Annotated in this window: 24 protein-coding genes; 16 read left to right on the top strand and 8 right to left on the bottom strand. The window is 69.5% G+C overall.

Annotation, left to right across the window (positions count from 1 at the left end; genetic code table 11):
• Positions 1-15 precede the first annotated feature (15 nt).
• The 3 genes from B043_RS0109785 to B043_RS0109775 all read right to left on the bottom strand — a co-directional run bounded on the left by B043_RS0109785 (position 16) and on the right by B043_RS0109775 (position 3,130).
• Positions 16-912: a ParB/RepB/Spo0J family partition protein gene (locus B043_RS0109785; protein ID WP_018461863.1), complete on the bottom strand. Its 897-nt coding sequence runs from the start codon at positions 910-912 to the stop codon at positions 16-18.
• Positions 909-1,826, bottom strand: a complete 918-nt coding sequence (locus B043_RS0109780) for a ParA family protein (protein WP_015065385.1) — start codon at positions 1,824-1,826, stop codon at positions 909-911. Before B043_RS0109780 ends, B043_RS0109785 begins: the two co-directional genes overlap by 4 nt.
• Positions 1,827-1,903: 77 nt before the next feature.
• On the bottom strand, positions 1,904-3,130 hold the full coding sequence (locus B043_RS0109775; RefSeq protein WP_026234219.1) for an MFS transporter: 1,227 nt from the start codon (positions 3,128-3,130) through the stop codon (positions 1,904-1,906).
• Positions 3,131-3,264: 134 nt separating this feature from the next.
• Between B043_RS0109775 and B043_RS13390 the strand changes: the two genes are divergently transcribed.
• From B043_RS13390 to B043_RS0109720, 10 genes are all read left to right on the top strand, one after another.
• On the top strand, positions 3,265-3,999 hold the full coding sequence (locus tag B043_RS13390; protein ID WP_281158759.1) for a flavin reductase family protein: 735 nt from the start codon (positions 3,265-3,267) through the stop codon (positions 3,997-3,999).
• A complete protein-coding gene (locus B043_RS13385) occupies positions 3,927-4,166 on the top strand; it encodes a class I SAM-dependent methyltransferase (RefSeq protein ID WP_018461861.1) in 240 nt (79 codons plus the stop codon). Before B043_RS13390 ends, B043_RS13385 begins: the two co-directional genes overlap by 73 nt.
• 138 nt (positions 4,167-4,304) lie before the next feature.
• Positions 4,305-5,279: a C4-dicarboxylate TRAP transporter substrate-binding protein gene (locus tag B043_RS0109760; RefSeq protein WP_015065383.1), complete on the top strand. Its 975-nt coding sequence runs from the start codon at positions 4,305-4,307 to the stop codon at positions 5,277-5,279.
• A gap of 42 nt (positions 5,280-5,321) precedes the next feature.
• On the top strand, positions 5,322-5,792 hold the full coding sequence (locus B043_RS0109755) for a TRAP transporter small permease (RefSeq protein ID WP_015065382.1): 471 nt from the start codon (positions 5,322-5,324) through the stop codon (positions 5,790-5,792).
• A complete protein-coding gene (locus tag B043_RS0109750; RefSeq protein ID WP_015065381.1) occupies positions 5,783-7,057 on the top strand; it encodes a TRAP transporter large permease in 1,275 nt (424 codons plus the stop codon). The genes B043_RS0109755 and B043_RS0109750 overlap by 10 nt, the downstream gene beginning before the upstream one ends.
• A 9-nt stretch (positions 7,058-7,066) precedes the next feature.
• On the top strand, positions 7,067-7,774 hold the full coding sequence (locus B043_RS0109745; protein ID WP_015065380.1) for an SDR family oxidoreductase: 708 nt from the start codon (positions 7,067-7,069) through the stop codon (positions 7,772-7,774).
• The gene (locus B043_RS0109740; protein WP_015065379.1) at positions 7,771-8,805 is read left to right on the top strand and encodes an Ldh family oxidoreductase; all 1,035 of its coding nucleotides are present in this window, start codon (positions 7,771-7,773) and stop codon (positions 8,803-8,805) included. Before B043_RS0109745 ends, B043_RS0109740 begins: the two co-directional genes overlap by 4 nt.
• A complete protein-coding gene (locus tag B043_RS0109735; RefSeq protein WP_015065378.1) occupies positions 8,798-9,724 on the top strand; it encodes a sugar kinase in 927 nt (308 codons plus the stop codon). The genes B043_RS0109740 and B043_RS0109735 overlap by 8 nt, the downstream gene beginning before the upstream one ends.
• A gap of 15 nt (positions 9,725-9,739) precedes the next feature.
• Entirely contained in the window at positions 9,740-10,474 is a 735-nt protein-coding gene (locus B043_RS0109730) for an SDR family NAD(P)-dependent oxidoreductase (protein ID WP_026234218.1), read from the top strand.
• A gap of 402 nt (positions 10,475-10,876) precedes the next feature.
• Positions 10,877-11,635 carry an IclR family transcriptional regulator gene (locus B043_RS0109720; RefSeq protein ID WP_015065376.1) on the top strand — a complete coding sequence of 253 codons (759 nt, stop codon included), beginning with the start codon at positions 10,877-10,879 and terminating at the stop codon, positions 11,633-11,635.
• On the opposite strand, the gene eda is transcribed toward B043_RS0109720, so the two are convergent.
• The gene (gene eda / locus B043_RS0109715; RefSeq protein ID WP_018461859.1) at positions 11,613-12,230 is read right to left on the bottom strand and encodes a bifunctional 4-hydroxy-2-oxoglutarate aldolase/2-dehydro-3-deoxy-phosphogluconate aldolase; all 618 of its coding nucleotides are present in this window, start codon (positions 12,228-12,230) and stop codon (positions 11,613-11,615) included. The genes B043_RS0109720 and eda overlap by 23 nt on opposite strands.
• A 58-nt stretch (positions 12,231-12,288) precedes the next feature.
• Here eda and B043_RS0109710 point away from each other — a divergent pair, with 58 nt between their 5' ends.
• Positions 12,289-13,668, top strand: coding sequence for a replication initiator protein A (locus tag B043_RS0109710; protein ID WP_015065374.1), 1,380 nt, complete (start codon positions 12,289-12,291; stop codon positions 13,666-13,668).
• 484 nt (positions 13,669-14,152) lie between these two features.
• On the opposite strand, the gene B043_RS0109705 is transcribed toward B043_RS0109710, so the two are convergent.
• Positions 14,153-14,671: a chromate transporter gene (locus tag B043_RS0109705; RefSeq protein WP_018461858.1), complete on the bottom strand. Its 519-nt coding sequence runs from the start codon at positions 14,669-14,671 to the stop codon at positions 14,153-14,155.
• A complete protein-coding gene (locus B043_RS0109700; protein WP_018461857.1) occupies positions 14,668-15,207 on the bottom strand; it encodes a chromate transporter in 540 nt (179 codons plus the stop codon). Before B043_RS0109700 ends, B043_RS0109705 begins: the two co-directional genes overlap by 4 nt.
• A gap of 271 nt (positions 15,208-15,478) precedes the next feature.
• Here B043_RS0109700 and B043_RS0109695 point away from each other — a divergent pair, with 271 nt between their 5' ends.
• The 5 genes from B043_RS0109695 to B043_RS13370 are packed head-to-tail and all read left to right on the top strand — an operon-like array spanning position 15,479 to position 21,395.
• On the top strand, positions 15,479-16,558 hold the full coding sequence (locus tag B043_RS0109695) for an ABC transporter substrate-binding protein (protein ID WP_018461856.1): 1,080 nt from the start codon (positions 15,479-15,481) through the stop codon (positions 16,556-16,558).
• Positions 16,559-16,568: 10 nt separating this feature from the next.
• A complete protein-coding gene (locus tag B043_RS13380) occupies positions 16,569-18,269 on the top strand; it encodes an ABC transporter permease (RefSeq protein ID WP_018461855.1) in 1,701 nt (566 codons plus the stop codon).
• Between the two features lie 49 nt (positions 18,270-18,318).
• Positions 18,319-19,410 (top strand): ABC transporter ATP-binding protein, encoded by a 1,092-nt coding sequence (locus B043_RS0109685; protein ID WP_051073592.1) that lies wholly within the window; start codon positions 18,319-18,321, stop codon positions 19,408-19,410.
• A gap of 18 nt (positions 19,411-19,428) precedes the next feature.
• Positions 19,429-20,790, top strand: a complete 1,362-nt coding sequence (locus tag B043_RS13375; protein ID WP_018461853.1) for a sensor histidine kinase — start codon at positions 19,429-19,431, stop codon at positions 20,788-20,790.
• On the top strand, positions 20,736-21,395 hold the full coding sequence (locus tag B043_RS13370) for a response regulator (protein WP_038037049.1): 660 nt from the start codon (positions 20,736-20,738) through the stop codon (positions 21,393-21,395). The genes B043_RS13375 and B043_RS13370 overlap by 55 nt, the downstream gene beginning before the upstream one ends.
• A gap of 9 nt (positions 21,396-21,404) precedes the next feature.
• On the opposite strand, the gene B043_RS0109670 is transcribed toward B043_RS13370, so the two are convergent.
• On the bottom strand, positions 21,405-22,628 hold the full coding sequence (locus tag B043_RS0109670; protein ID WP_018461851.1) for an ATP-binding protein: 1,224 nt from the start codon (positions 22,626-22,628) through the stop codon (positions 21,405-21,407).
• Positions 22,629-22,742: 114 nt separating this feature from the next.
• Positions 22,743-23,957, bottom strand: a complete 1,215-nt coding sequence (locus tag B043_RS0109665) for an MFS transporter (protein WP_018461850.1) — start codon at positions 23,955-23,957, stop codon at positions 22,743-22,745.
• Positions 23,958-23,981: the final 24 nt, after the last annotated feature.

Raw genomic sequence — 23,981 nt, 5'->3', positions numbered from 1 at the left:
GCTTGAGGCCTTGGGCTACTTCTTCCCTCGGACTAGGGCCTCCAGCTCCGCCAAAAGGGTTTCCGCCCGAGCCCGCCTTTCCGGAGAGAGGGTCCTGAGCCGGGGGAGGAGGGCCTTCAGGCGAAGGGCCAGGTCTCCCTTCCTCTCCTCCCGCTTTCCCTCTAGAACCGCCCGCACCCGGGCCCTGAGGTCCCTTAAGGAAAGCCCCGCCCTGGCCTCCTCCAGGAGGGCCTTCCGCACGCCCTCGTCCCTCACCTTCTTGAGCTCCAGGGCGGCGGTATAGGGGATGGCCCCTTCCTCCAGGGCGGCCTTCAGGTCCTCGGGGAGGCGGAGGAGGGGGAGGCGGTTCTGGACGAAGGAGCGCCAGTCCAGGCGGGCGGCGGTGCGGAAGACCTCCTCCACCACCTCCGCCTGTCCCATAACGTTATGGGACACCTCCCCCTTCCGCTTCTCCGCCTGGAGGAGGTTCTGGAGGGCCTTGGCCGCCCCCTCCCGGTCCGTCCCCAGCCTGAGGGCCAGGAGGTCCAGGAGGGCCACGGTCTCCTCGTAGGGGTTCAGGTCCTCCCGCTTGAGGTTCTCGATGAGGGCGACGGCGCGGGCCTCCTCGGGGGTGAGGTCCAGGACCACCACCGGGACCTCCTCGAGGCCCGCCATCTTCGCCGCCCGGTACCGGCGCTCCCCGGCCACGATCTCGTACCGCCCCTCCCCCAGGGGGCGCACCAGGAGGGGCTGGAGGATTCCTTTCTCCTGGATGGAAGCGGCGAGGTCTTCCAGGCCCTCCAGGCGCTTCCGGGGCTGGTGGGGGGAGGGGAGGAGGGCGGAGAGGGGGAGGGCGGTCCGGGCCTTGAGGCGCCTATCCAGGGCCTCGGCCTTGGCCTCCAGGTGGCCCAAGAGTTCCCGGAGCTGGCTCATGCCTCCACCTCCTGGGCCACCTTCAGGAGGGCGTCGGCGATGGCCTGGACCTCCCGCACCGCCTCCTGGGCCCCGTCCACCATGTGGATGGGCACCCGCTCCGCCGCGCTGCGGCGGAAGGGGCCGGGGCGCTCGTGCAGGGGCGGGGCCACGGGGAAGCGCTTGCCCAGGCTCAGTACCCCCTCCAGGGCCTCCTGGGCGGTGCGGGAGCGGGGGTCGTAGCGGGTGGGCACCAGGAGGCGGATGAAGTTGGCCGCCCCCACCGCGGTGGCGTAGAGCTCGGACACCTCCATCACCCCCTCGAGCCCCTGCAGGCCCTTGGCCGTGGTCTCCACGGGGACGATGAACCCCTCCCCCGCCAGGCCGGCCAGGAAGGAAAGGGGCCCCAGGGAGGGCGGGGAGTCCACCAGGATGAAGTCGTAGGCCTCCCGCACCGCCTGGAGCTTGCGCCTCAGGAGGAGCTCCCCCGCGGGGACGGACTTCAGCTTCACGTCCAGGACCGCCAGGCGGAGGCTGCTGGGGATCACGTGCATCCCGTAGGCCTCCTTGGGCTCGGGCAGGACCCCGCCCGTCAGGGTGAGGAGGGTGTCCTTCTCCTCCACGGGCCCCAGGCCCAGCCACTGGGTGAGGTTGGCCTGGGGGTCCACGTCCACCAGGAGGACCCGGTGGCCCCTCGAGGCCAGCTCAAACCCCAGGTCCCGGGCCAGGGTGGTCTTCCCCACCCCCCCCGCGTGGTTGAAGAGGGTGAGGACCCGGCCCTGGCCGCTCCCCTCCTCCACCTCCTCCACCACGTACCAGTAGCGGCCCAGCTTGCGGGCGGGGATCTCCCGCTCCTCGGCCATCTTGCGGGCAGTGGAGCCGGGAATCCCCCGCTGCTCGGCCCAGAGGCTCAGGGGCACCAGCCTTTCCTTCATGGGGGCATCCTAGCCGGGTTTCCGATTTTGTGTCAAGCGCTCGGATGGTGCGGAATCGTCAAGAAACCCCCCTTGCCTTAGGCCCCCGCGCCCCGGGGAGCCCGGCGGATGCCCAGGGAGAGCAGCCCGGCCATGACCGCCAGCGCCCCCGCCAGGAAGAAGGCCAGGGTGTACGCGCCAAACGCGTCCCGCACGCTCCCCCCGGCCCAGGAGGCGAAGGCCGCCCCCAGCTGGTGGGCCGCGAAGACCCAGCCGTAGACCGTACCCACGTTCCGCCGCCCGAAGTGGTCGGCCGCCAGGGCCACGGTGGGGGGAACGGTGGCGATGTAGTCCAGGCCGAAAAGGATGGCGAAGGGAACCATGGTCTCGGGGGTCACCGCGTAGGGCAGGAAGAGGAGGGAAACGCCGCGAAAGGCGTAGTAGAGGCTGAGGAGCTTGCGGGGGTCAAAGCGGTCGGTGAGCCAGCCCGAGGCCAGCGTGCCCAGAAAGTTCATCGCCCCCAGCAGGGCCAGCATCCTCGAGGCCACCCCCTGGGGGATACCGCAGTCCACGGCGTAGGGGATGAAGTGGACGCCGATGAGGCCGTTGGAGGTGGCCCCGCAGATGAAGAAGGTGCCCGCCAAGAGCCAGAAGGTGGGGGAGCGCACCGCCCGGCCCATGACCCCGGCCTCGGCGGTGACCTTAAGGGGCGGGCTACCCGGCGGAGCCCCCAAAGGCCGCTCCCCCACCTCGGCCGGGCTGTCCCTCATGAGCCAGAGGATGGGCACCGCCACTACCAAGACCACCCCGGCCATGATCCAGCTGGCCTCCCGCCACCCCAGGCCCGTGGCCCAGGCCACCAGGGCCGGGATGAAGACGAGCTGCCCCGCCGAGGTGGCCGCCCCGAAGAGCCCCGTGACCAGCCCCCGCCGCCGGATGAACCAGCGGTTGGCCACCGTGGCGCCCAGCACGCTCCCCACGATGCCCGTGCCCACCCCGCTCACCACACCCCAAGCGAGGTGGAGCTGCCAGACCTGGGCCATGAGGGCGCTGCCCGCCATGCTCAGCCCCATCAGGAGGAGGCCGGCGAAGGCCACGCGGCGCGGGCCGTAGCGGTCCATAAGGTGGCCGCTGAAAGGCCCCCCCAACCCGAAGAGCACCAGCCCGATGGAGACGGCCAGCGAGAGGGTGGTCCTGCTCCAGCCCAGCTCCTGCTCCACGGGCACCAGCAGGGCCCCCGGCACCGAGCGGACCCCGGCGGCCACCAAGGTGGCCAGCACCGCCACCGCCACCACGACCCAACCGTAGAAAAGGCGCCCCCTCACCCAAGCCCCTCCGTAAATGGCCCACTTTACCACGCTTTCCCGAAAGGGAAGCCTCCTCTCCTTCCCACAGGGGGCTGGCCTCCTCCTTTCGCGGGGCTACACTTTTCCCCAGACCCCAGGCCCATCATAGGGGGGTGTACAAGGCCCACTTCTACCCCATGCGCCTGGCCCTCCTCACGGTGGGACGGAACTTCATGCCCATGGCCTGGTGGACCCCGGTCTCCAAGGACCCCTTCCGCTTCCTCCTGGCGGTGGACCGCAAGAACCACACCCTAACCCTCCTCCGGGAGCTCGAGGAGGGGGCCCTCTGCTTCCTCCCCTGGGAGGAGCGGGCCTGGGTGGTGCGGGCGGGCTACCTCACGGGCCGGAAGGCCGACAAGGCGGAACGGCTGGCGGTGGCCTTGCGCCCGGCGAGGGTTTTGCAAAGGACCCTGGTGCCGGAAAAGGCCCTGGCGGTCTACGAGCTGAGGACGGTGGAGTGGCCCACGGACGGGGACCACGCCCTCTTCCTCGGGGAGGTGGTCCTGGAGGCCCACACCTACCCCGGCGGGCTTGCGGGAAGCCTCCACCACCGGGGGGTCTTTCTGGACACGGGGGCCACCCTCCTCTCGGGCTTCGCCCCCGGGGGCCCCATGCGCCTTCTGGAGGAAGCCCTGGGCCTCTCGTTCCCCGTGGAACCCCTCCCCGAGGGGTTTCCCCTCATGGCCGTCCACCTGGAGGGACCCTCCTCCGCCCCGTGGGGCGGGAGGCGGAACGGGCGGAGGCCCTGCCCTTCCCCGATGGGGCCTTCTCCGGCGTGGCCTTCGGCCCCACCTGGAACGAGCTGGAAGACCCCGAGGCCGCGGCCCGGGAGGCCTTCCGGGTGCTGAGGAGGGGCGGGCGGCTCTTCGCCCTGCTCCTCCTGGGGGAGGGGAGAGGGGGGATGCTCTACCGGCCGAGCCTCGAGGGGTTCCTGGGGCTCCTCCGGGGCGCGGGCTTCCGGGCCTTCGGCAAGCGGGTGGGGCGGATCGGGCTGGTGCGGGGGGAGGTGGTTTAGCGCCCCACCGGAGCCCTCGCCCGAGCGGGGGGCTGGGAAGCACGGGTCCTCCCCAGCCCGCCCCAGGTTGGGGGCCAAACCTATTGACAAAAAGTGGTACCTAGTCTTACTTTATGGGAGACCACAAGGGGGTCAACCATGAAAAGGGTCGGGCTTGCGGTTTGGCTTTGGGCGCTCGGGCTTTTGGGTGGGGCTTGGGCCGCTCCCACGTACACCCTGCGCTTCAACCACGTGCTGGGCCCCAACCACCCCTACCACGCGGGGTTCCAGGCCTGGGCGGAACGGGTGGCCCAGCGCACGGGCGGGGACCTGCAGATCCTGGTCTTCCACAGCGCCCAGCTCGGGGTGGAGGAGGACATCCTGGAGCAGCTCCGCCAGGGGGTTCCCGTGGGGCAGAACACCGACGGGGCCCGGCTGGGCAACTACGTAAGGGAGCTCGGCGTGTTCAACGGGCCCTACTTCGTGGACAGCTACGCCGCGGTGGAACGGCTCGCCGCCCTGCCCGTGGTCCAGGGGTGGGTGGAGCGCTTGGCCCAGCAGTACGGGATCCGGGTGCTCTGCTTCAACTGGGTCCAGGGCTACCGCCACTTCATGACCAACCGCCCCGTGCGGCGGCCTGAGGACCTGAGGGGGCTTAGGATCCGCACGCCCCCGGCGCCTGTATGGCAGGAATCCGTGCGGGCCCTGGGGGCCACCCCCGTGGCCCTGCCCTTTGGGGAGATCTACTCCGCCCTGCAACAGCGGGCCATCGACGGGGCCGAGCTGGTCTACGCCAACATCCCCGACATGAGCCTCTGGGAGGTCCTGCGCTACGTGAACGAGACCAAGCACTTCCTCCTCATCAACTTCCAGGTGGTGGGGGAGGCCTGGTACCGCCGCCTTCCCGCCAACTACCGCCAGATCCTCCGGGAGGAGTGCGTGCGGGCCGGACGGGAGACCTCCCAGCGGATCGCCGCCGAGGAGGAGAGGATCAAGGGCCTTATCCAGCAACGGGGGATGACCATCGTGAGCGACGTGGACCTGGCCGCCTTCCGGCGGGCGGCGGAGGCTGCGTACGAGCGGCTTGGCCTCAAGACCATCCGCGACGCCCTCTACCAGGCCCTGAGGCGCTAAACCCTGGGGCCCCCAGGGTGGGGGGCCCCGCTTTCTCCTGCCATGCCCATGCCTTCCCGGATCCAACGGCTTGAAGAGGCCCTGGCCATGGTCTGCCTCCTGGCCTCCACCCTGGTGGTCTTCGCCGGGGGGGTGGCCCGCTTCCTGGGGCATCCTTTGGACTGGTCCATAGACCTCGCCACCTTCTTCTTCGCTTGGGCGGTCTTCCTGGGAGCAGACCTGGCCCTCAAGGAGGGGCGGCACGTGGCGGTGGACACCTTCCTGGCCTTCCTTCCCCCAAAGGTGCGCTGGGGGGTGCGCCTCCTCACCTGGAGCCTGGTGGCCCTCTTCCTCCTCCTCCTGGCCTACTACGGCTTCCAGATGGCCTACCTCACCCGCTTCCGCAGCTTCCAGGGCATCCCCGGGTTCAGCTACACCTGGGTGACCCTGAGCGTGGCCCTAGGAAGCCTCCTGATGCTCCTCACCGCTCTTGGGAAGCTAAGGGAACTCCTCCGGAGGGGGCCATGGTCCTGAGCTTCCTGGTCTTTCTGGCCCTCCTCCTCCTGGGGATGCCCGTGGTCTTCGCCATCGGCATCGGGGGCCTCCTCTTCTTCCTGAGCCAGCCCGGGCTCCAGCTCACCATGCCCGTGCAGCTGGCCCTTTCGGAAACGCAAAACTTCTCCCTCCTGGCCATCCCCACCTTCATCCTGGCCAGCAACCTGATGAACGAGCTGGGGATCACCCGGCGGCTTCTGGCCTTTGCCCACACCCTCACCGGCTTCCTCCAGGGGGGGCTGGCCCAGGTGAGCGTGCTCCTGGGCTTCCTCATGGGCGGGGTCTCGGGGTCGGCCATCGCCGACGCCACCATGCAGGCCCGCCTCCTGGGGCCGGAGATGGTGCGCAAGGGGTACCCCGCGGGCTTTGTGGCCGCCCTCCAGGGGTTCTCCGGCCTCCTGGCCGTGGCCATCCCCCCCAGCATCGGCCTCATCCTCTACGGGAGCATCGGCCAGGTGTCCATCGGGCAGCTCTTCGCCGGGGGGATCGGGGTGGGGGTGCTCCTGGCCGCGGCCTACATGGCCACGGTGGCCCTTTTGAGCCGGAGGCGGGGCTACGCCCCGGAAAGGCCCAGGCCTCCGGGGGCCCTCGAGCTCTGGCGGGCCTTCCGGGAGAGCTTCCTGGCCGTTCTCTTTCCCTTCCTCCTCCTCCTAAGCCTCCGCTTCGGGGTCTTCGTCCCCTCGGAGGTGGGGGCGGCGGCGGTGGTCTACGCCCTCCTGGTGGGCCTGGTCTACCGCGAGCTTTCCTGGGAAAGGCTCGTGCGGGCCCTCGCCCATTCCGTGCGGGATGTGGGCATGGTGGCCCTCCTCATCGCCATGGCCGCGGTCTTGGGCTACGGGATGAAGTGGGAGATGGTGCCCCAAAAGGTTTCCGCCTTCTTCCTCGAGGCCATCCAAAACCCGCAGGTGGGCCTGGCCCTCATCCTGCTGGCCCTCCTTCTTCTGGGCACCATCCTGGACTCCACGGTGATGATCATCCTCCTCACCCCCATCCTGGTGCCCGCGGCCAGGGCCTTAGGGCTGGACCTGGTCCACTTCGGGGTCCTCATGGTCCTCACCTGTGCGGTGGGGCTCCTTACGCCCCCGGTGGGCCTTTCCATGTACTCCGTCTGCTCCGTCATGGGGTGCGGCATCGGGGCGTACGTGCGGGAGGGGTGGCCCTTCCTCCTGGCCACCCTTCTGGTGCTGGTCTTGGCCTTTCTCTTCCCGGGGATCGTGCTCTTCCTGCCCCGGCTTCTCTTCTAGGGGGGTTGGATGCGGCTTAAGGGCAAACACGCGCTGGTCATCGCGGCGGGACAGGGCATCGGCCGGGCCATCGCCGAGGCCTTCCAGCGGGAAGGGGCCCAGGTCCTGGGGGCCACCCTCCATCCGGAAAAGCTTCAGGGGGTGGTGCCCGCGGTGCGGTTGGACGCCCGGGACAAGGAGGCCCTCTTCCGGGTCATCGGCGGCCTGGAGCGGCTGGACATCCTGGTGAACGCCCAGGGGGTGGTCCACACGGGGGACCTCCTGGAGGCCACGGACGCGGACTGGGAGGAGGCCTTTCTCCTCAACGCCAAGAGCGTTTTCTGGGCCATGCAGGCCGCCCTGCCCAAGATGCTGGCCCAGGGTGGGGGGCGGATCATCAACATCGCCTCGGTGGCCTCGAGCCTCAAGGGGGTGCCCCGGCGCTTCGTCTACGCGGCCACCAAGGGGGCCATCCTGGCCATGACCCGCTCCGTGGCCCTGGACTTCGCGGACCGGGGCATCCGGGTGAACGCCATCTGCCCGGGCACCGTGGACACCCCGTCCCTGCGGGCGCGGGCCGGGGGGGAGGAGGGCCTAAAGGCCTTCGCCCAGCGCCAGCCCATCGGCCGCCTGGGCCGGCCCGAGGAGATCGCGGAGCTCGCGGTCTACCTGGCCTCGGACGCGGGGGATTTCGCCACGGGGAGCTTCTTCGTGGTGGACGGGGGGATGACCCTATGAGGCTTAGGCCTGAGGCCCTCCGGGGCTTCGCCGAGGAGGTTCTTAAGCGGGCGGGGGCCGATGGGCCTTCCGCGGAGGCCGTGGCCTGGGCCCTCCTTGAGGCCGACCTCCGGGGGGTGGGGAGCCACGGCCTCCTCCGGCTTCCCGTGTACGTTCGCCGCCTGGAAGCGGGCCTCGTGAACCCCTCTCCCCGCCTCGCCCCCGAGGTCCGGGGGCCTGTGGCCCTCCTGGACGGGGCCCACGGCTTTGGTCCCCGGGTGGCCCTGGAGGCGGCCCGCCTGGCCGCTCGGCTCGCCCAGGCCCACGGGGTGGGGGCGGTGGCCGTCCGCCGGAGCACCCACTTCGGCATGGCGGGGCTTTACGCGGAAACGCTCGCCCAGGAGGGCCTTGTGGCCCTGGTGACCACCAACGCCGAGCCCGACGTGGTGCCCTACGGGGGCCGGGAAAAGGCCCTAGGCACCAACCCCATCGCCTTCGCCGCCCCGGCTCCCCAGGGGGTGGTGGTGGGGGACCTGGCCACCTCGCAGGCGGCTATGGGCAAGGTCTTCCTGGCCCGGAAGCGGGGGGAGAGGATCCCCCCGGACTGGGGGGTAGACCGGGAGGGGCGGCCCACGGAGGACCCCCACGCGGTCCACGCCCTCCTCCCCCTCGGGGGCCCCAAGGGCTACGCCCTCGCTCTCCTGGTGGAGGTCCTCTCCGGGGTGCTTGCGGGGGCCGGGGTCACCCACGGGATCGGGCGGATGTACGACGAGTGGGACCGGCCGCAGGACGTGGGCCACTTCTTCCTGGCCCTGGACCCGGAGGCCTTCCTGGGCCGGGAGGCCTTTCTGGAGCGCATGGGGCGCCTGTGGGCGGAGCTCAAGGCCACCCCACCCGCCCCCGGGTTCCCCGAGGTTCTCCTCCCGGGGGAGCTGGAGGCCCGGCGGCGGGCCCAGGCCCTGAGGGAGGGCCTGGAGCTTCCCGAAGAGGTGGTGGCCGAGCTCAAGGCCCTGGGGGCCCGCTACGGGGTGGCGTGGAGGGGCGATGCCTGAGGTGGTGACCGCGGGGGAAGCGCTGGTGGCCCTGGTGCCCTTGGAGCGGGGGCGCCTGAGGGTGGGGAAGCTTCTGGAGGTCCAGGTGGGCGGGGCGGAGCTCAACCTGGCCGTGGCCCTGGCCCGGCTGGGGGTGGGCGTGGGCTACGTCACCTGGTTGGGGACGGACGAACTCTCCGAGCTCATCCTGGAGCGGCTTAGGGCCGAGGGGGTGGACACCCGGGCGGTGCGCCGGGTGGAGGGGTTCACGGGGGTCTACCTGAGGCGGATCCTCCCCTTGGGGCAGGGCCGGGTCTTCTACTACCGGCAGGGCTCCGCGGCGAGCCGCATGGGGCCGGGGGCCTTTGACCCCGCCTACCTGGAGGGGGCCCGCTTCTTCCACCTGAGCGGGATCACCCCCGCCCTCTCGGAAAGCTGCCGGGCCTTCAGCCTCTGGGCCCTGGCCGAGGCCAAGGCCCGGGGGGTTAGGGTGAGCCTGGACCTGAACCACCGCCGCCACCTCTGGGAGGGGAGGGCGGCCCGGGCCTGGCTGGAGGAGGCCCTGCCTTCCCTGGACCTCCTCCTCCTGAGCGAGGAGGACGCGGAGGGGCTTTTCGGGGAGGAGGGGGCGGTCTGGAACCTTCCCGTCCCCGAGATCGTCCTCAAACGGGGGGCCAAAGGGGCCTCGGCCCGGGTGGGGGAGAGGCGCCTCGAGGCCCCCGCCTTTCCCGTAGAGGCCGTGGACCCCGTGGGGGCAGGGGACGCCTTCAGCGCGGGGTACCTGGCGGGCCACCTCTGGGGACTTTCCCCGGAGGAACGCCTTAGGCTGGCCAACGCCCTAGGGGCCTTCGTGGCCGCAAGCCGGGGGGACCATGAGGAGGCCCCCAGGAAGGAGGAGGTCCTGGCCTTCCTACGGGGTGAGGGAGGCTGGCACCGGTAGAGGAGGTGGATGGGCATGGAGCGAAAGGCGCTGGTAACGGGCGGAAGCCGGGGCATCGGCCGGGCCATCGCCGAGGCTCTGCTCCGGCAGGGGGTGGGGGTGGCCATCGCCAGCCGCCACCCTGGAGAGGCGGCGGAGGCCTTAAAGAGGGAGGGCCTGCCGGCCCTAGCCCTCCCCGTGGATCTGGAAAAGGACCCGCCGGAGGCCCTGGTGGCGGAGGCGGCGGAGGCCCTAGGGGGGCTCCACATCCTGGTGCACGCGGCCGCGGTCAACGTGCGCAAACCGGCCCTGGAGCTCAGCTATGAGGAGTGGCGCCGGGTGCTCTACCTCCACCTGGACGTGGCCTTCCTCCTGGCCAAGGCGGCCTTCCCCCACATGGCCCAGGCGGGCTTTGGCCGGGTGATCTTCCTGGGCTCGGTCACCACCTTCACCGCGGGGGGACCGGTGCCCATCCCCGCCTACACCACGGCCAAGACCGCCCTTCTCGGCCTCACCCGCGCCTTGGCCAAGGAGTGGGCCCCCCATGGGATCCGGGTCAACCTCCTCTGCCCGGGGTACGTGGAGACGGAGTTCACCCTGCCCGTTCGGCAAAACCCCGCCCTCTATGGGCCCATCACCGCCCGCATCCCCTTAGGCCGCTGGGCCAAGCCCGAGGAGATCGCCCAGGTGGCGGCCTTCCTGGCAGGCGAGGGGGCGGAGTACCTCACGGGGCAGGCGGTGGTGGTGGACGGGGGGTTTTTGGCCTACTGAGCCCCTGGACGCACCCGGGCCCGCCTCGGCCCCCCGATGCGTGTACCGTGGCCTTGGTCATGAAGGTCTCCAAGTCCCGCTTCAAGGCCCACGCCTTGGAGTACAAGCCCGGAGGGAGGCCCGCTACATCCCGGCCATCGCCTCCCAGGAGATGGCGGTCCCGGCCCGGAAGGGACAGCTCGCCTTCACCCTGGAGCCCCGGCGCTGGCCGGAGGAGGCCTTGCGGGTGTGGGGGATCCGGGTGGTGCCCCTGGAGGGGGGTGGCCCTCGAGGCCGCCTACCTGGACCTCCCCCACCCCGACCCGGCCGACCGGTTCATCCTGGCCACCGCCCTGAGGCTTGGCACCCCAGGGCAAAGACGCTTTGGGGTGGCTTTGCCCCCTAGTCCTACTAAGTGGTAACATGGGGAGCGTGAAGGGGGAACCGCGGGGCACCCAGACCCTAGCCCGAGGGCTGGCCCTCCTGGAGAAGGTGGGGGAGGGGGTGCACACCCTGGAGGGGCTGGCCCGGGCCCTGGGGGTTCCCAAAAGCACCGCCCACCGCCTGGCCCGGGCCCTGGTCCAGGCGGGCTACCTCCGCCACCAGCCCCGGCGGGGTTACGCCCTGGGCCCCAAGCTCATCCGCCTGGGATTCCAGGCCCACGCCCAGCAGGAGCTGCTCCTTCTCGCCCGCCCCCACCTGGAGTGGCTCCGGGATCGCACGGGGGAGACGGTGCACCTGGGGGTCTTGGAGGGGGGAGAGGTGGTCTACGTGGACAAGCTCCCGGGAAGGCGGGAGCTCCAGCTGGCCTCCCGGGTGGGCTCCCGCTTCCCCGCCCAGTCCACCGCCTTAGGCAAGGCCCTCCTGGCCCACCTGCCCGAGGAGGTCTGGGCCCGGCACTTCGTGCCCGGCCTCAGGCGCACCCCCAGGACCATCGGGGACCTCGAGGCCTTCCGGGAGGAACTCCGCTGCACCCGGGCCCGGGGGTACGCCCTGGACCTGGAGGAGAACGAGGTGGGCGTGCGGTGCGTCGCCGCCCCCATCCGGGACGGGCAGGGGCAGGTGGTGGCCGCGGTGAGCGTGTCCACCGCGGCGGTGTACCTGGACGAGGCCCGCATCCAGGAGGTGGCCCCCCTGGTCCAGGAGGCGGCCCGGAGGATCAGCGCTGAGCTTGGGGCCTGAGCTTCCCCAGCCCCCTAAGCTTGGTCCGGACCTCCTCCAGGCTCCCTTCCAAGAGCCAGCTTCCCCCGCAGGCCAGAACGTTTTCCAGGGCCAGGTAGGCCTCGAGGGTTTCCGGGCCGATGCCCCCGGTGGGGACGAAGCGCACCCCCGGGAAAACAGGGGCGTAGGCCTTAAGGGTGCGCACCCCGCCCATGGCCTCCGCGGGGAAGAACTTGAGGAGGCGGAGGCCCAGGGCCAGGGCTTCCTGGACCTCGGTGGGGGTGGCCACCCCCGGGAGGTAGGGGAGGCCCTGGGCCTCCGCCCAGCGGGCCAGGCCCGGGCTGAGCCCGGGGGACACCAGGAAGGAGGCCCCGGCCGCCAGGGCCTCTTCCGCCTGCGCTTCGTTCAGCACCGTCCCCGCCCCCACCTCCAGGCCCAGGGCCCGGAGGCGGCGGATGGCCTCCAGGGCCAGGGGGGTGCGGAGGGTCACCTCCATCCAGGAGAACCCCGCCTCTAAGAGGGCCTCCCCCAGCCCCTCGAGGCCCTCCAGGGTCCTCGGGGTTAGGATGGGTAGAACCTTGGCGGCCGCCAGAGCCGCCTCCAGCGCGGGGGCCATCGCCCAAGATTATACTTCGGAGGCCCCTATCCCCTCTCCAGGTAAACTGTTTCCCAGCATGGCCACCCAGGGCAAAAAACCCCGCCTCCCCCGGGACCTCCTCCCCCAGCCCAAGCACTTCGACGAGGCCAACGTGGCCCGCCTGGGGCTTATCTCCATCCAGGAGAGGATCCCCGAGGGGTACGCCTCCTGGGAGGAGGAGTTTGAGTTCCTGGGCAAGCCCGTGAAGCTGGCCTGCTACGCCAGCGAGAAGGTGGGGGGCGTGCCCCACGGCCTAGACAATGAGGTCTCCCTGGCCCTCCTGGCCCTCTACTTCAACGCCGGGGCCCCGGAGGACGGCACCTTCACCACCACCCCCTACCAGATCCTGAAGCTCATGGGCCTGGACACCTCCGGCTACTACTACCAGGCCCTCAAGGAGAGCCTTATGCGCCTCACCACCGCCACCTACGTCCTCTCCGAGGCCTGGCGCTCCGGGGGAAGGTGGCAGAGCGTCACCTTCCGCTACATCGAAAAGCTGGAGTACACCAGCTCCCCCGAGGGCCGGCTGGACCGGGCCAGCGTCCTCCGGGTCACCCTGGCCAAGGAGATCGTCCGCTCCCTGAAGCAAAACTACGTGAAGCCCATCGACATCGAGTTCATGGCCAGCCTGCGCAGGCCCCTAAGCCGGGCCCTTTACCGCCTCCTGGACGCCCAGCGCTTCTCCCCGGAGAACCCCACCCCCCTTGCCCGTTTTGAGGTGAACCTGATGGAGTGGGCCGCGGCCTGCAAGATCGTCCACAAGCGCCCGGACAAGGTGCGCCGCACCCTGGCCCCGGCCCACGAGGAGCTCATCGCCCGCCGCTATCTCCAGTCCGTGGAGTACGTGGGCCGGGGGCAGAACCAGACCATCGTCTACGTCTTCGGGGAGGAGGCCGGGGGGGTGCCGGACATGGAGGCGGTGGAACTCCTCATGGCCGAGGGGCTCTCCTTCACCTCCGCCTACTCCCTAGCCCGCCGCTTCTCTCTGGCCCACATCAAGGAGCGCCTGGAACGCTACCGGGCCATCCTGGCCTCAGGGTATAAGCCCAAGAACCTCCTGGGCTTCCTGGTAGACGTGATCCGGGACGAAAGCGGCAAGTACGCCCGGGCCCTGCCCCCCACCACCCGGCGGCGCCTCCAAGCCAAACAGGAGGAGGAAGAGGCCCGGCGCATGGAGGAGGAGGCGGAGCGGGAGTGGCAGAGCATGCCCAAGGAGGCCCAGATCCGCCGGGCCCTCCAGGTGGCCCAGCTCCTCCTGCGCGCCCGCGCCGGGGTGGGGGACCTGGAGGACCTCACCCGGCTCATGGAAAGCGGGGTCCTGGAGCCGAAGACGGTGGTGGAGGAGCTCAAGGAGGCCGCGGCCCGGGGGACTTTGGAAGACTGGATCCAAAGTTTTCGCCAGCGGCTCGGCCCATAGGGGTATCGGAAGACTTGGGGAGTTCGGGGGACCCCTAAAGGGGCCAAAAGGGGATTTTTGCGATGAAAAAGGGAATTTATCCCCTCAAGCCCCCCTATCGGAAGACTTGGGGAGTTCGGGCCCCAAGGTATCGGAAGACTTGGGGCGTTTGGGGCTTGAGGTATCGGAAGACTTGGGGAATCGCTATCGGAAGACTTGGGGAGTTGGTATCGGAAGACTTGGGGAGTTTGGACCCCGGACTATCGGAAGACTTGGGGAGTTGGTATCGGAAGACTTGGGGAGTTCTATCGGAAGACTTGGGGCGTTTTGGGGAGCGGCTTGCGTCCTGCACGGCGAAAAGCCGGGGCCGGGGGGCCTCCTTGTTGTTTATCAACAATATGTTTTAAGGGGTTTAAAGCTTTTAAAAGAAATCAACAACAGAGCCGATAAATCTGGACTTTTAACATTAAACAGGGCTTTCCCGGCTTTCATATGGCGCGAAGGCTCACACCCCAGGAAGCAGAAGCCCCAGTACGGCTCCTGCCAGCAGGACCGGAAGGATACCCTTTCCCCGGTAAATCAAGAAAGCGGACAGCCCCACGAGGAGAAGGCTCCCCAAGCTGTCCAACCCCATCTGGATGAGGGTCAGGAGGACGCTAAACGAAAGGCCCATGCCTATGGGGACCAAGGCCCTGCGCAAGGCCCGGCTCCAGCGGGCGCGCGCCATCCACTCCCGGACATGGACCAGGAGGGCAGCCCCTGTGGCTCCAGGCAGGAACATTCCCAGCAGGGCGGCCAAAGTCCCCCCTAAGCCGCCTGCCTTCAGGCCGTAGAACACCACCGCCAGCATGTTGGGTCCGGGCACGAACTGGCCGAGGGCGAAGCCGTCGGCGAACTCCCGGGGCGTGACCCACCCCCGGGCGGTGAGGACGCGGGCCATCTCGGGCAGGTTGGCCATCCCGCCCCCAAAGCTGATGAGGCCTAGGCGAAAAAAGGTCAGGAAGATCTCCAGCTCTTCTCTCATCGGCTTTCCCTCCAGTAGAAGGCCACCCCCACGGGGACCGCCGAAAGGAGCACCATGGGAAGGGGCCAATGGAAGAGGCCGTAGGTTACGAACACCCAAAGGGCCAGGGCAACCGCCTTGGGGGAGTCCAGCCCGATCCGTGCCTGGTGCAACGTGGTCGCCAGGATCAACCCGATGGCTGAGGCCATGATGCCCCTCAAGGCCTCGGCGGCGGAGGATCCGGGTTGGGTTCCTAAATGGAAGTAGGCCAGGCTTAGGGCCAGCATCAGGCTCGCCCCGGGGAAGAGCACCCCTATGAGGGCCGCCACCCCGCCCGGAATCCCTCCCAGCCGTGTTCCCAGGTGGGCGGCCAGGTTGGCGAAAACCGGCCCCGGGAGGATCCGGCATAGGGCGGCGGCCTCGAGGAACTCCCTCTCGCTCAGCCAGCCCCGCCGCACCACCACGAGCTGGTAAAGGTGGGCGGTGCCCCCACCGCCGAACGCGGTGAAGCCCACGTAGAGGAAAGCGCCTAGGAGTTTTGGCCAAGGCACGCGCATACGGTAGGATGGGGGCCGCCGGGCTTCGTTGGGCAACCCCTTTGACCGGCCCTCTTCGCTTCCTTCGGGAATCCCCACACCCACCCCATTATGGGTTAAGCGTATCCTAGGAAGCGCACCTTTCTTTAAACCGATTTCCTCGATGAGAGCGGCCTTTTTTCCCTGCGCTTGTGCTCCAAAGCACCAGCGGGAAAAAAACGCAACGGGCCTTGCTCCTGGGCCAGGCGTCCCCTATAGTGTCCCCTGTTAGACCCATCTGGGAGGTGGAGAGATGCGGACGAGGCTTTGGGGGTTTCTGATCCTGTTCCTTAGCTTCTTGGCTCTGGCCCAGCAAACCCGGCCAGCTTCCGACCCCGCCGTGGTGGAAGCCGCTAAAAAGGAGGGAAGGCTCATCGTTTACTCCTCCACGGATCAGGCCAGCGCCCAGGCGCTTCTGGACGATTTCCGGCGCCTGTACCCGTTTATACAGATTGAGTACAATGACCTTGGGACCCAGGCCATCTACGATCGCTTCGTGAGCGAGACGGCCGCGGGGGCCAGGAGTGCGGACCTCCTGTGGTCCAGCGCCATGGAGCTCCAGGTAAAGTTGGCCCTGGAGGGGTACGCCCTTCCCTACGACTCCCCCGAGGCCAAGAACTGGCCGGCCAACGCCCGTCTGGAGAACCTGGCCTACGGCACCACCCTGGAGCCGGCGGTGGTGGTGTACAACCGGCGTTTCCTTAGGCCAGGGGAGGTGCCCTCCACCCGGGAGGGGTTGGTCCGCCTCCTCCAGGAGCCCCGGATGCGGGGCCGGGTGGCCACCTGGGATCCCGAGCGGAGCGCGGTGGGCTTCACCATCCTCAAGGCGGACTACGACCAGTACCCGGCGTTCCAGGACCTCGCCCGGGCCTTTGGCCGGGCCCAGGTGGCCCTCTACTCTTCCACCGGGGCGGCCTTTGAAAAGGTGATCTCCGGCGAACACTACCTGGCCTACGGTTTCTTCGGATCTTACGCCCTCCTGCGCCAACGCACCGTAAAGGACCTGGAAATCGTGTACCTTACCGACGGCACTGTGGCCATCCAGAGGGTGGCCCTCATCAGCCGGCGGGCCGCCCACCCGAACGCTGCCAAGCTTTTTCTGGACTACCTCCTCTCCCTCCGGGGGCAGAACCTCATGGCCTACACCGCCCTGATCTTCGCCCGGAGGGAAACGGTGGTGGGGGAGGCCACGCCCCAGGCCCTTTACCGGGCGGTGGGGGGCAAGGATAAGGTCTACGCCATCCCCGTGTCCCGGGAGATCCTGAAGAACCTGGACCCGGCGGAGCGGATGCGCTTCCTAACCTTCTGGCGCCAGGCGGTGCGGGGGCAGTAAGGGGGGAAGGGTGGCCCCATCGGGTAGGCTTTCCCGGCTCCTCGAGGCCTGGCCGGCGGCCCTGATGGCGGCCCTGGTGGGGGCCATGGTCCTGGCCCCCATCGGGATCCTGCTCTACCAGAGCCTCCTCACCGCTCCCTTCTTCGCCCCCCTCAAGCGGTTTGCCCTGGAGGCCTACCGCTACATCCTCCACGATCCCTACTTCTTTGAGGCTCTGAAGAACTCCTTTCTCATCGGCTTGGGGATGGTCTTGGTGGCCGTGCCCCTGGGCAGCCTCTTCGCCTTCTTGGTGACCAAGACGGACCTCCCCTTGGCCCGCCTCTTCGAACTCCTCCTTCTCGCTCCCATCTTCATCTCGGCCATCATCCTAGGCATCGGCTTCATCGTGGCCTTCGGCCCCTCGGGCCTGGTGTCGGGGTGGGTGGAGGGGTTCCTGGGGCGGGTGCCCTGGACCATTTACACCCTACCTGCTATCGCGGTGATCGCTGGGCTCACCCACGTGCCCTACGTCTACCTTTACGTGGCCAGCACCATCCAGAACGTGGACGCCTCTTTGGAGGAGGCGGCCCGGGTGGCAGGGGCCAGGCCCTACCAGGTGGCCCTTTCTGTAACCCTGCCCCTGGTGCGCCCGGCCTTGGTCTACAGCGGGGCGCTCATGCTCCTTTTGGGGTTTGAGCTCTTTGGTCTTCCCTTGGTGCTGGGCGACGCCAAGGGGATCATGGTCATCACCACCTACCTCTACCGCCTCACGGCCATCACCGGAACCTCCGCCTACCACCTCATGGGGGCGGTGAGCGTGGCCATCGTCCTCATCGCCTTTACCCTGGTGCTCCTGCAGCGCTACCTGGTGGGCCGGCTGGAGGGACGGTACGTGGCCATCGGGGCCCGGGGGTACCGTACGGAAAGGCTCCCCCTGGGGCGGTTGCGCTACGTGTGGGCCCTGGTCCTGGCCCTCTACCTCCTGGTGGCCGTGGTCCTCCCGGTGCTGGGGGTGGTTTTCCGCAGCCTGGTGACCAGCTGGGGGCCGGGGGTGGACCTGAGGGAGGTCTTTACCCTAGGCCACTACGTGGAGGTCTTCAAGCTGCCCAACCTGAGCCGGGCGGTGACCAACACCCTGGTCGTGGCCGCCTTGGGGGGCATGGCCGCCCTGGCCTTTTACCTGCTCGTGGCCCTGGGCATCCAGCGGGGACGGGGTTGGGGCCGGGTGCTGGACTACCTGGCCGGGCTGCCCCGGGCGGTGCCGGGGCTGGTCATGGGGCTGGCCTTCCTCTGGATCTTCCTTTTCTTCAAGCCCCTGGCCCCCCTCCGCACCACCCTGTTGGGCCTTATCCTGGCCTACACCGTGGTCTGGATGCCCTACGGGGTCCGGCTCCTCACCGCGGCCCTCCTGCAGGTGGGGCGGGAGGTGGAGGAGGCGGCCCGCATCGCTGGGGCTTCCCCCGTCCGGGCCTTCCTGAACGGCACCCTGCCCCTCCTGAAGGGGGGGATCCTCACCGCCTGGTTCCTCCTCTTCATCCAGTTCGTGCGGGAGTACTCCACGGGGGTCTACCTGCTCACCGCTGGGACCGAGGTGCTGGGGGCCCAGATCGTGGCCCTGTGGGGCACGGGGGCGGTGGACGTGATCGCGGCCTTGGCCACCCTGCAGGTCCTCATCGTGAGCGCGGTCTTCCTGCTGGCCAACCGGCTTGGGGTGCGGCCCCAGGGGTTGTGAGGTGAAGATGTTTGGAAGAGCATTTTCACGGCGCGGGGAAGGGGCATCCATGGGAACTGGGGGCGTGCGGGACCCGGGAGGGGCTTCCCTAAGGGTGGAGGCCCTGGAGGTGCGCCTGGGGGAGAACCCGGTCCTGCGGGGGGTGGACTTGGCCGTGGCCCCAGGAGAGATCGTGGCCCTTTTGGGGCCTTCCGGATCGGGCAAGACCACCCTCCTGCGGTCGGTGGCGGGTCTGGTCCAGCCCACGGGGGGGCGGATCCTTTTGGGCGAGGAGGTGTTCTTCGATGGGGGGCGCGGGTTCTTCCTGCCTCCGGAGCGGCGCAACCTGGGCCTGGTCTTCCAGTCTTACGCCCTCTGGCCCCACCGCACGGTGTTTGAGAACGTGGCCTACGGCCTGAGGCTCCGCCGGGTTCCCGAAAGGGAGGTCCGGGAGCGGGTGCTGGCCCTCTTGGACCGCCTGGGGCTCACCGGTTTGGAAGGCCGGTACCCCGGGGCCCTGTCCGGCGGGCAGCAGCAGCGGGTCTCCCTGGCCCGGGCCCTGGCGTACGATCCCAAACTTCTCCTCCTGGACGAGCCCCTTTCCAACTTAGACGCTAAGCTTCGTGACCAGGCCCGGGTCTGGCTCAGGGAAACCCTGAAAGCCACAGGGAAGGCCGCCCTTTTCGTCACCCACGACCAGGGCGAGGCCATGGCCATCGCCGACCGGATCGCCCTCCTCAACGAGGGGCGCATCGAGCAGGTGGGGACCCCGGAGGAGCTTTACCGCAACCCCAGGACCCTTTTCGTGGCCGATTTCCTGGGTAACCCCAACGTGGTGGACGCCTTGGTGCTGGGCCTGGAAGGGGAGATGGCCCGGCTGGAGCTGGCCGGGTTTGTCCTCCGAGCCCGGGCCATGGGGCCTGTGGTGCCCGGCAGGTTGGCCAAGCTGGTCCTGCGCCCGGAGGCCCTGCACCCCGCCCTTCCGGGGGAGGTCAACCTGCTGGAGGGGGAGCTGGCCCACAGCCTCTACCTGGGAAGCCACTACGAGCACTGGGTCCGGGTGGGGGAGGCCTCCCTCCGCTTCCTGAGCCCGAGGCCGGTGGGGGAGGCCCGCCCCCGCCTGGCCTTTGATCCGGGAGAGGCCTTGGTCTACCCTCCTTGAGGCCGGGATAATGCGGGCATGGCCCGCGCCCTTCTGGTTCCCCTGGGGGGCTTGATCCTGGTCCTTTGGGCCTTTTGGGGCTGGGAGGCCAACCACCACCTGGGAGGCCTCCTCTTAAGGGAGGCAGGGGCCCTTTTGGAAGCCGCCGCTCGCCTGGAGGAGCCTAGGGCCCTGGAGGGGCTGGGGGTGCGCTGGACCGCCCGGCCTAAGGACCCCGTGCCCCTCCTGGGGGAGGTGGGGGCGCAGGCGGTTCTGAGCCCCAAGGGCCTCGAGGTCTGGGCGGCCTGGCCCATGCCCCCGGGAGCCCTGGAGCTGGAGCGGACCTACCCCCTTTACCGGCCGAGCCTCCTCTTTCCCCTCCTCCTGGCCCTTGGGGCCGGCCTTTGGGCCGGGGCTAGGGTTTCGGGAGAGATCCGCCGCCGCCTGGGCCTCTCCCCCCTGGAGGCGGCCTCTCGGCTTGGGGCCCTGGAGGCCGCCCTCCAGGCCCTGGAGGAGGGGGTGGCGGTGGTGGAGGAAGGGGCGGTGGTCCTCCTCAACCCCAAGGGCCTGGCCCTCCTGGGCTTACCCCAAGGAGCCCTCACCCCGCTTTCCCTGGGAAGGGTATGGCCCGAGCTGGAAAGGGCCCTGCGGGCCAAGGGGGCTTGGGGGGTGGAGGAGGTGCTCCCCCTCCCCACGGGCCGGCCCGCCTGGGTGAGGGTGGTGCCCCTGGGGGCCCGCCGGGTGGTGGTCTTCCAGGAGCAGGCGGAGCTCTTCCGCCTGGCGGAGAGCCTCACCCAAAGCCGCCGCCACCTGGAACTTCTTAGGGCCCAGGCCCACGAGTTCCAGAACCTCCTCCACGCGGTGGGGGGGCTTTTGGAGCTCGGGCGCACGGAGGAGGCCCTCCGGCTGGTGCAGGGGGAGCTGGCCGCGGAGGCGGAGCTCGCCGCCCTTTTGGGGAGGGTGGAACTGCCCATCGTGGCCGCCCTCCTCTTAGGGAAGGTGCGGCGGGCCCGGGAGCGGGGAGTACTCCTGCGGCTGGAGGGGGAGCTGCCCGCCCGGTACGCCCCCTTGGGGGAGATCCTGGCCTTTGTGGTGGGCAACCTCTTGGAGAACGCCCTGGAGGCGGTTCCCAAGCCAGGGGGGGAGGTGCGGCTCCTCTTCCGCCCGCAGGAGGGGGGGATTGCGGTGGAGGTCTGGGACAACGGGCCGGGGGTTCCCCCCGGGGAAGGGGCGGTTTTCCTGCCCGGGATCAGCAGCCGGGGGGTGGGGCGGGGGTACGGCCTGGCCCTGGCCCGGGCTCAGGTGCGCTCCCTGGGGGGCGACTTGGGCTACCATAGGGAGGAAGGATGGACCGTGTTCCGGGCCCTTTTCCCGGAACCCCGGAGCGGGCCCTCATTGTAGAGGACGATCCCCGGGTGGCTTCCTTGCACCGGGCCTTTCTGGAAACGGAGGGCCTGGAGGTGGTGGGCGTGGCGGGGAGCCTGGAGGCCGCTTTGGAAGCCCTGGAGCTGGGCCCGGATCTGGTCCTTCTGGACCTCTATCTTCCGGACGGCCACGGGTTGGACCTTCTGCCGGTCCTGGGGAGTGTGTACACCGTGGTGATCACCGCGGCCAAGGACGTGCCCACGGTGGAGCGGGCCCTTCTCGGGGGGGCCATGGACTACATCGTGAAGCCCTTTGGCCGGGCCCGGCTCCGGGAGGCCCTGGCCCGTTACCGGGCCTTCCGGAGCCTGAGGGCCAAGGAAAGGGTCTCGCAAGAGGACCTGGACCGCCTCCTGGCCCGCAGGCGGATCCAGAAGGGCCTGGACCCCTACACCCTGGAGCGGGTCCTGGCCTTTCTGAAGGGGGGAGGAAGGACGGTGGAGGAGGTGGCAAGGGCCCTGGGCCTTTCCCGGGTCACCGCTTGGCGCTACCTGGAGGCCCTCCGCCTTGAGGGGAGGGTTAGGACCGAGTCGGCCTATGGGACCCCGGGGCGGCCCTCCAGGGTGTACCGCCTGGAGGAGTAGGGCGGCCCCCTAGAGCCGCCAGAGGGCCTCGAGGGGCAGGGCGTGCAGGTTGGGCCCGAAAGGGACGCTCTCCCGCCCCAGGTAGAGGACCACCCCCCGGTGGAACCGGGGCCCCAGGGCCTGGGCCAGGCCCTTGAGGCCGCGGAAGTCCTCCCCCCGCACGCTTCCCCGGGCCTTGACCTCGAGGCCCACCACCCGCCCTCCAGGGCCTTCCAGGAGGAGGTCCACCTCCTCCCCGGTGTGGCTCCGGTAGTGAAAGAGCCCCACGGGAAAGGGGGCGTACCCTGCCTGCTTGGTGATCTCCATGGCCACGAAGGCCTCCAAAACCCCCCCCAGGAGGCTCCGGTCTGTTTCCAGCCTCCCCGCATCCAGCCCCAAGGTGTGGAGGGCCAAGCCGGTGTCCGTGGGGTGGACCTTGGGGCTTTTCACCAGCCGCTTGCCCAGGTTGGCCTCCCAAGGGGGGAGGGTCCGGACCAGGAAGAGGGTTTCCAGGAGGGCGAAGTAGCGCTTGAGGGTGGTGGCCGGCAGGCCCAGGCTCCGCCCGAGCTCCGCCCAGTTGAGGAGGGCCATGGGCCGGCCCGCGAGGAGGGTGTAGAGCCGGGCGAGCTCCGGGAGCCGCTCGATCTGGCTGAGCTCCCGCACCTCCCGGGCCAGGAGGGTGGCCAGATAGTCCCGGAACCAGCGCCCACGCCCTTCGGGGGAAAGGCCCACCGCTTCTGGGTAGCCTCCCCGGAGGAGGCGGTCCAGGGGCAGGCGGCCCTCCCCCTGGATCGGGGGGAGCTCTTCCCCAAAGAGGGCGGCCAGGAAGCCCTCCTTCCTGCCCTCCATCTCCCCTTGGGAAAGGGGCCAGAGGGTGAAGAGGGCCACCCGCCCCACTAGGAACTCGGAGGCCTTGGGCAGAGCCAGGAGGTTAGCGGACCCCGTGAGGAGAAAACGGCCCGGCCGCCGCTCCCGGTCCACCAGGGCCTTCAGGGGCAAAAGGAGGCCCGGGGCCCTCTGGACCTCGTCCAGCACCACCCGGCCCCGGAGGCCGGCCAGAAACCCCTGGGGGTCCTCCAGGGCGGCGGCTAGAAGGGCGAGGTCGTCCAGGGTCAGGTAGCGGTCCAGGAGGCCCTGGGCCACCAGCCCCTGGGCTAGGGTGGACTTGCCCACCTGCCGGGCGCCCAGAAGGAGGACCACCGGGCGCTCCCTTAGGGCGGTGCGAATAGGGTCTATGAGGTGTCTGGGAAACACGCCCTTAGCGTAGCCGATAAGCAGTTGATTTTCAACCACTAAGTGGTTGATTTTCAGCCCCTGGGGTTTCTGCTTTGGGGGTGGCCCTTAAAAGCGACCTGCTGGAAAGACCTTTTATAAGGAGCCCTCCTCTTTGGGGTTCCGGCCCACCTGGTGTAGGCACAGGGCCGCTAGGAGGGAGCTGGCCGCCAGAATCCCAAGCACCGCGTCGTAGCCGCCCGTGGCCCCGTACAGAAAGCCCGCGCCCACTGGGCCCAGGCTTTGGGTGAGGGAAACCACCAGGCTGAGGCCCCCGTTGATGCGCCCGTAGCTTTGAGGGCCGTAAAGTTCGGCCACGAGCCCGGCCCTGGCCAGGGTGCTTGCGCCGTTGCTCATGCCGTAGAGCCCCACGAAGGCCCATACCCCAAACGCGCCGGGAACCAGCAGGAGGGCCAGGGAGCCCAAGGCCTGGCAGAGCGCCACCCCTAAAGCGGCCCGGTGGAGCGACCAGCGCTGGCTACCCGGCAGGAAAAGGGCCCGTCCCAAAAGCTGCACCAGTCCGACAGACCCGATGGCCACCGCTGCGAAGGCCGGGCTGTAGCCGCGCTCCAACAGTAGGGGTACCCCGTGCGCCCCCATGGCCGCGGGGGTCAGCCGGAGAAGGGTGAAGGCGGCGGCCAGCCACCAAAAAGCCGCACCTCTGAAGGCGGCCCGGGCGCTTACGCTGGCTTCGGGGGGCCGTGCGGTGGGCCCGCTTTCGCCGTCGGGCCCCTGCCCCAGATCCTCTGGGCGGCGGCGCACCAGGGCGTGCAGGGGTAGGGTGGTAAGCCCATAGATCAGGGCCAGGGCCACTAGGGCATGGCGCCAGCCCAGGTGTTCCACAAGGAACGTTTCCAGCGGTACAAAGAGCGTGCTGGCCAGCCCCGCCACCATGGTGATCACGAAAGTGGCCTGGTGGCGCCAGCGGCGGAACCACACCGCCACCGCCGCGAAGGCCACCTCGTAAAGGACCATGGCCATGGCCAGGCCCATCCCCACCCAGACCGCGTAGAAGGCCCCCAGATGCCGCACCTGGGACCAGGCAAGAAGCATCAGGCTGCCCAGGAGGGAGCCCAGGAGCAGGGGGCCTCGAGCCCCCCGGTGGTCCACCCAGTGGCCCACGGGGATCGCCATCAGCCCCGAGGCTAGGAGCCCCAGGGCGTAGGCGCTCGAGGTCTGGGCCCGGCTCCAGCCCAGCTCGGCTTCCATGGGCCTGACCAACACCCCGAAGCCGTAGTAGAGGACACCGTAGGAAACGGTGGTGGCCAGGGCCAGCGCCCAAACGATCCTCCAGCCGTAGAAGCGCTTCATGGGATGCTGGCTCTGGCGGGGTTC

This window comes from Thermus oshimai DSM 12092, from assembly GCF_000373145.1.
In the GTDB taxonomy this organism is placed as follows: Bacteria; Deinococcota; Deinococci; order Deinococcales; family Thermaceae; genus Thermus; species Thermus oshimai.
The sequence above is the reverse complement of the archived record's forward strand: the minus strand, read 5'-3'. Positions and strand labels throughout refer to the sequence as shown.

What these genes read in the sequence shown, in the direction of transcription:
- B043_RS0109755 (WP_015065382.1), top strand. Translation starts at nt 5,322, where the DNA reads ATGCCCATGCCTTCCCGGATCCAACGGCTTGAAGAGGCCCTGGCCATG.
- B043_RS0109785 (WP_018461863.1), bottom strand. Translation starts at nt 912, where the DNA reads ATGAGCCAGCTCCGGGAACTCTTGGGCCACCTGGAGGCCAAGGCCGAG.
- B043_RS13370 (WP_038037049.1), top strand. Translation starts at nt 20,736, where the DNA reads ATGGACCGTGTTCCGGGCCCTTTTCCCGGAACCCCGGAGCGGGCCCTC.
- B043_RS0109710 (WP_015065374.1), top strand. Translation starts at nt 12,289, where the DNA reads ATGGCCACCCAGGGCAAAAAACCCCGCCTCCCCCGGGACCTCCTCCCC.
- B043_RS13375 (WP_018461853.1), top strand. Translation starts at nt 19,429, where the DNA reads ATGGCCCGCGCCCTTCTGGTTCCCCTGGGGGGCTTGATCCTGGTCCTT.
- B043_RS0109780 (WP_015065385.1), bottom strand. Translation starts at nt 1,826, where the DNA reads ATGAAGGAAAGGCTGGTGCCCCTGAGCCTCTGGGCCGAGCAGCGGGGG.
- B043_RS0109730 (WP_026234218.1), top strand. Translation starts at nt 9,740, where the DNA reads ATGGAGCGAAAGGCGCTGGTAACGGGCGGAAGCCGGGGCATCGGCCGG.
- B043_RS0109700 (WP_018461857.1), bottom strand. Translation starts at nt 15,207, where the DNA reads ATGCGCGTGCCTTGGCCAAAACTCCTAGGCGCTTTCCTCTACGTGGGC.
- B043_RS0109695 (WP_018461856.1), top strand. Translation starts at nt 15,479, where the DNA reads ATGCGGACGAGGCTTTGGGGGTTTCTGATCCTGTTCCTTAGCTTCTTG.
- B043_RS0109705 (WP_018461858.1), bottom strand. Translation starts at nt 14,671, where the DNA reads ATGAGAGAAGAGCTGGAGATCTTCCTGACCTTTTTTCGCCTAGGCCTC.
- B043_RS0109740 (WP_015065379.1), top strand. Translation starts at nt 7,771, where the DNA reads ATGAGGCTTAGGCCTGAGGCCCTCCGGGGCTTCGCCGAGGAGGTTCTT.
- B043_RS0109735 (WP_015065378.1), top strand. Translation starts at nt 8,798, where the DNA reads ATGCCTGAGGTGGTGACCGCGGGGGAAGCGCTGGTGGCCCTGGTGCCC.
- B043_RS0109750 (WP_015065381.1), top strand. Translation starts at nt 5,783, where the DNA reads ATGGTCCTGAGCTTCCTGGTCTTTCTGGCCCTCCTCCTCCTGGGGATG.
- B043_RS0109685 (WP_051073592.1), top strand. Translation starts at nt 18,319, where the DNA reads ATGGGAACTGGGGGCGTGCGGGACCCGGGAGGGGCTTCCCTAAGGGTG.
- B043_RS0109745 (WP_015065380.1), top strand. Translation starts at nt 7,067, where the DNA reads ATGCGGCTTAAGGGCAAACACGCGCTGGTCATCGCGGCGGGACAGGGC.
- B043_RS0109665 (WP_018461850.1), bottom strand. Translation starts at nt 23,957, where the DNA reads ATGAAGCGCTTCTACGGCTGGAGGATCGTTTGGGCGCTGGCCCTGGCC.
- B043_RS0109720 (WP_015065376.1), top strand. Translation starts at nt 10,877, where the DNA reads ATGGGGAGCGTGAAGGGGGAACCGCGGGGCACCCAGACCCTAGCCCGA.
- eda (WP_018461859.1), bottom strand. Translation starts at nt 12,230, where the DNA reads ATGGCCCCCGCGCTGGAGGCGGCTCTGGCGGCCGCCAAGGTTCTACCC.
- B043_RS0109760 (WP_015065383.1), top strand. Translation starts at nt 4,305, where the DNA reads ATGAAAAGGGTCGGGCTTGCGGTTTGGCTTTGGGCGCTCGGGCTTTTG.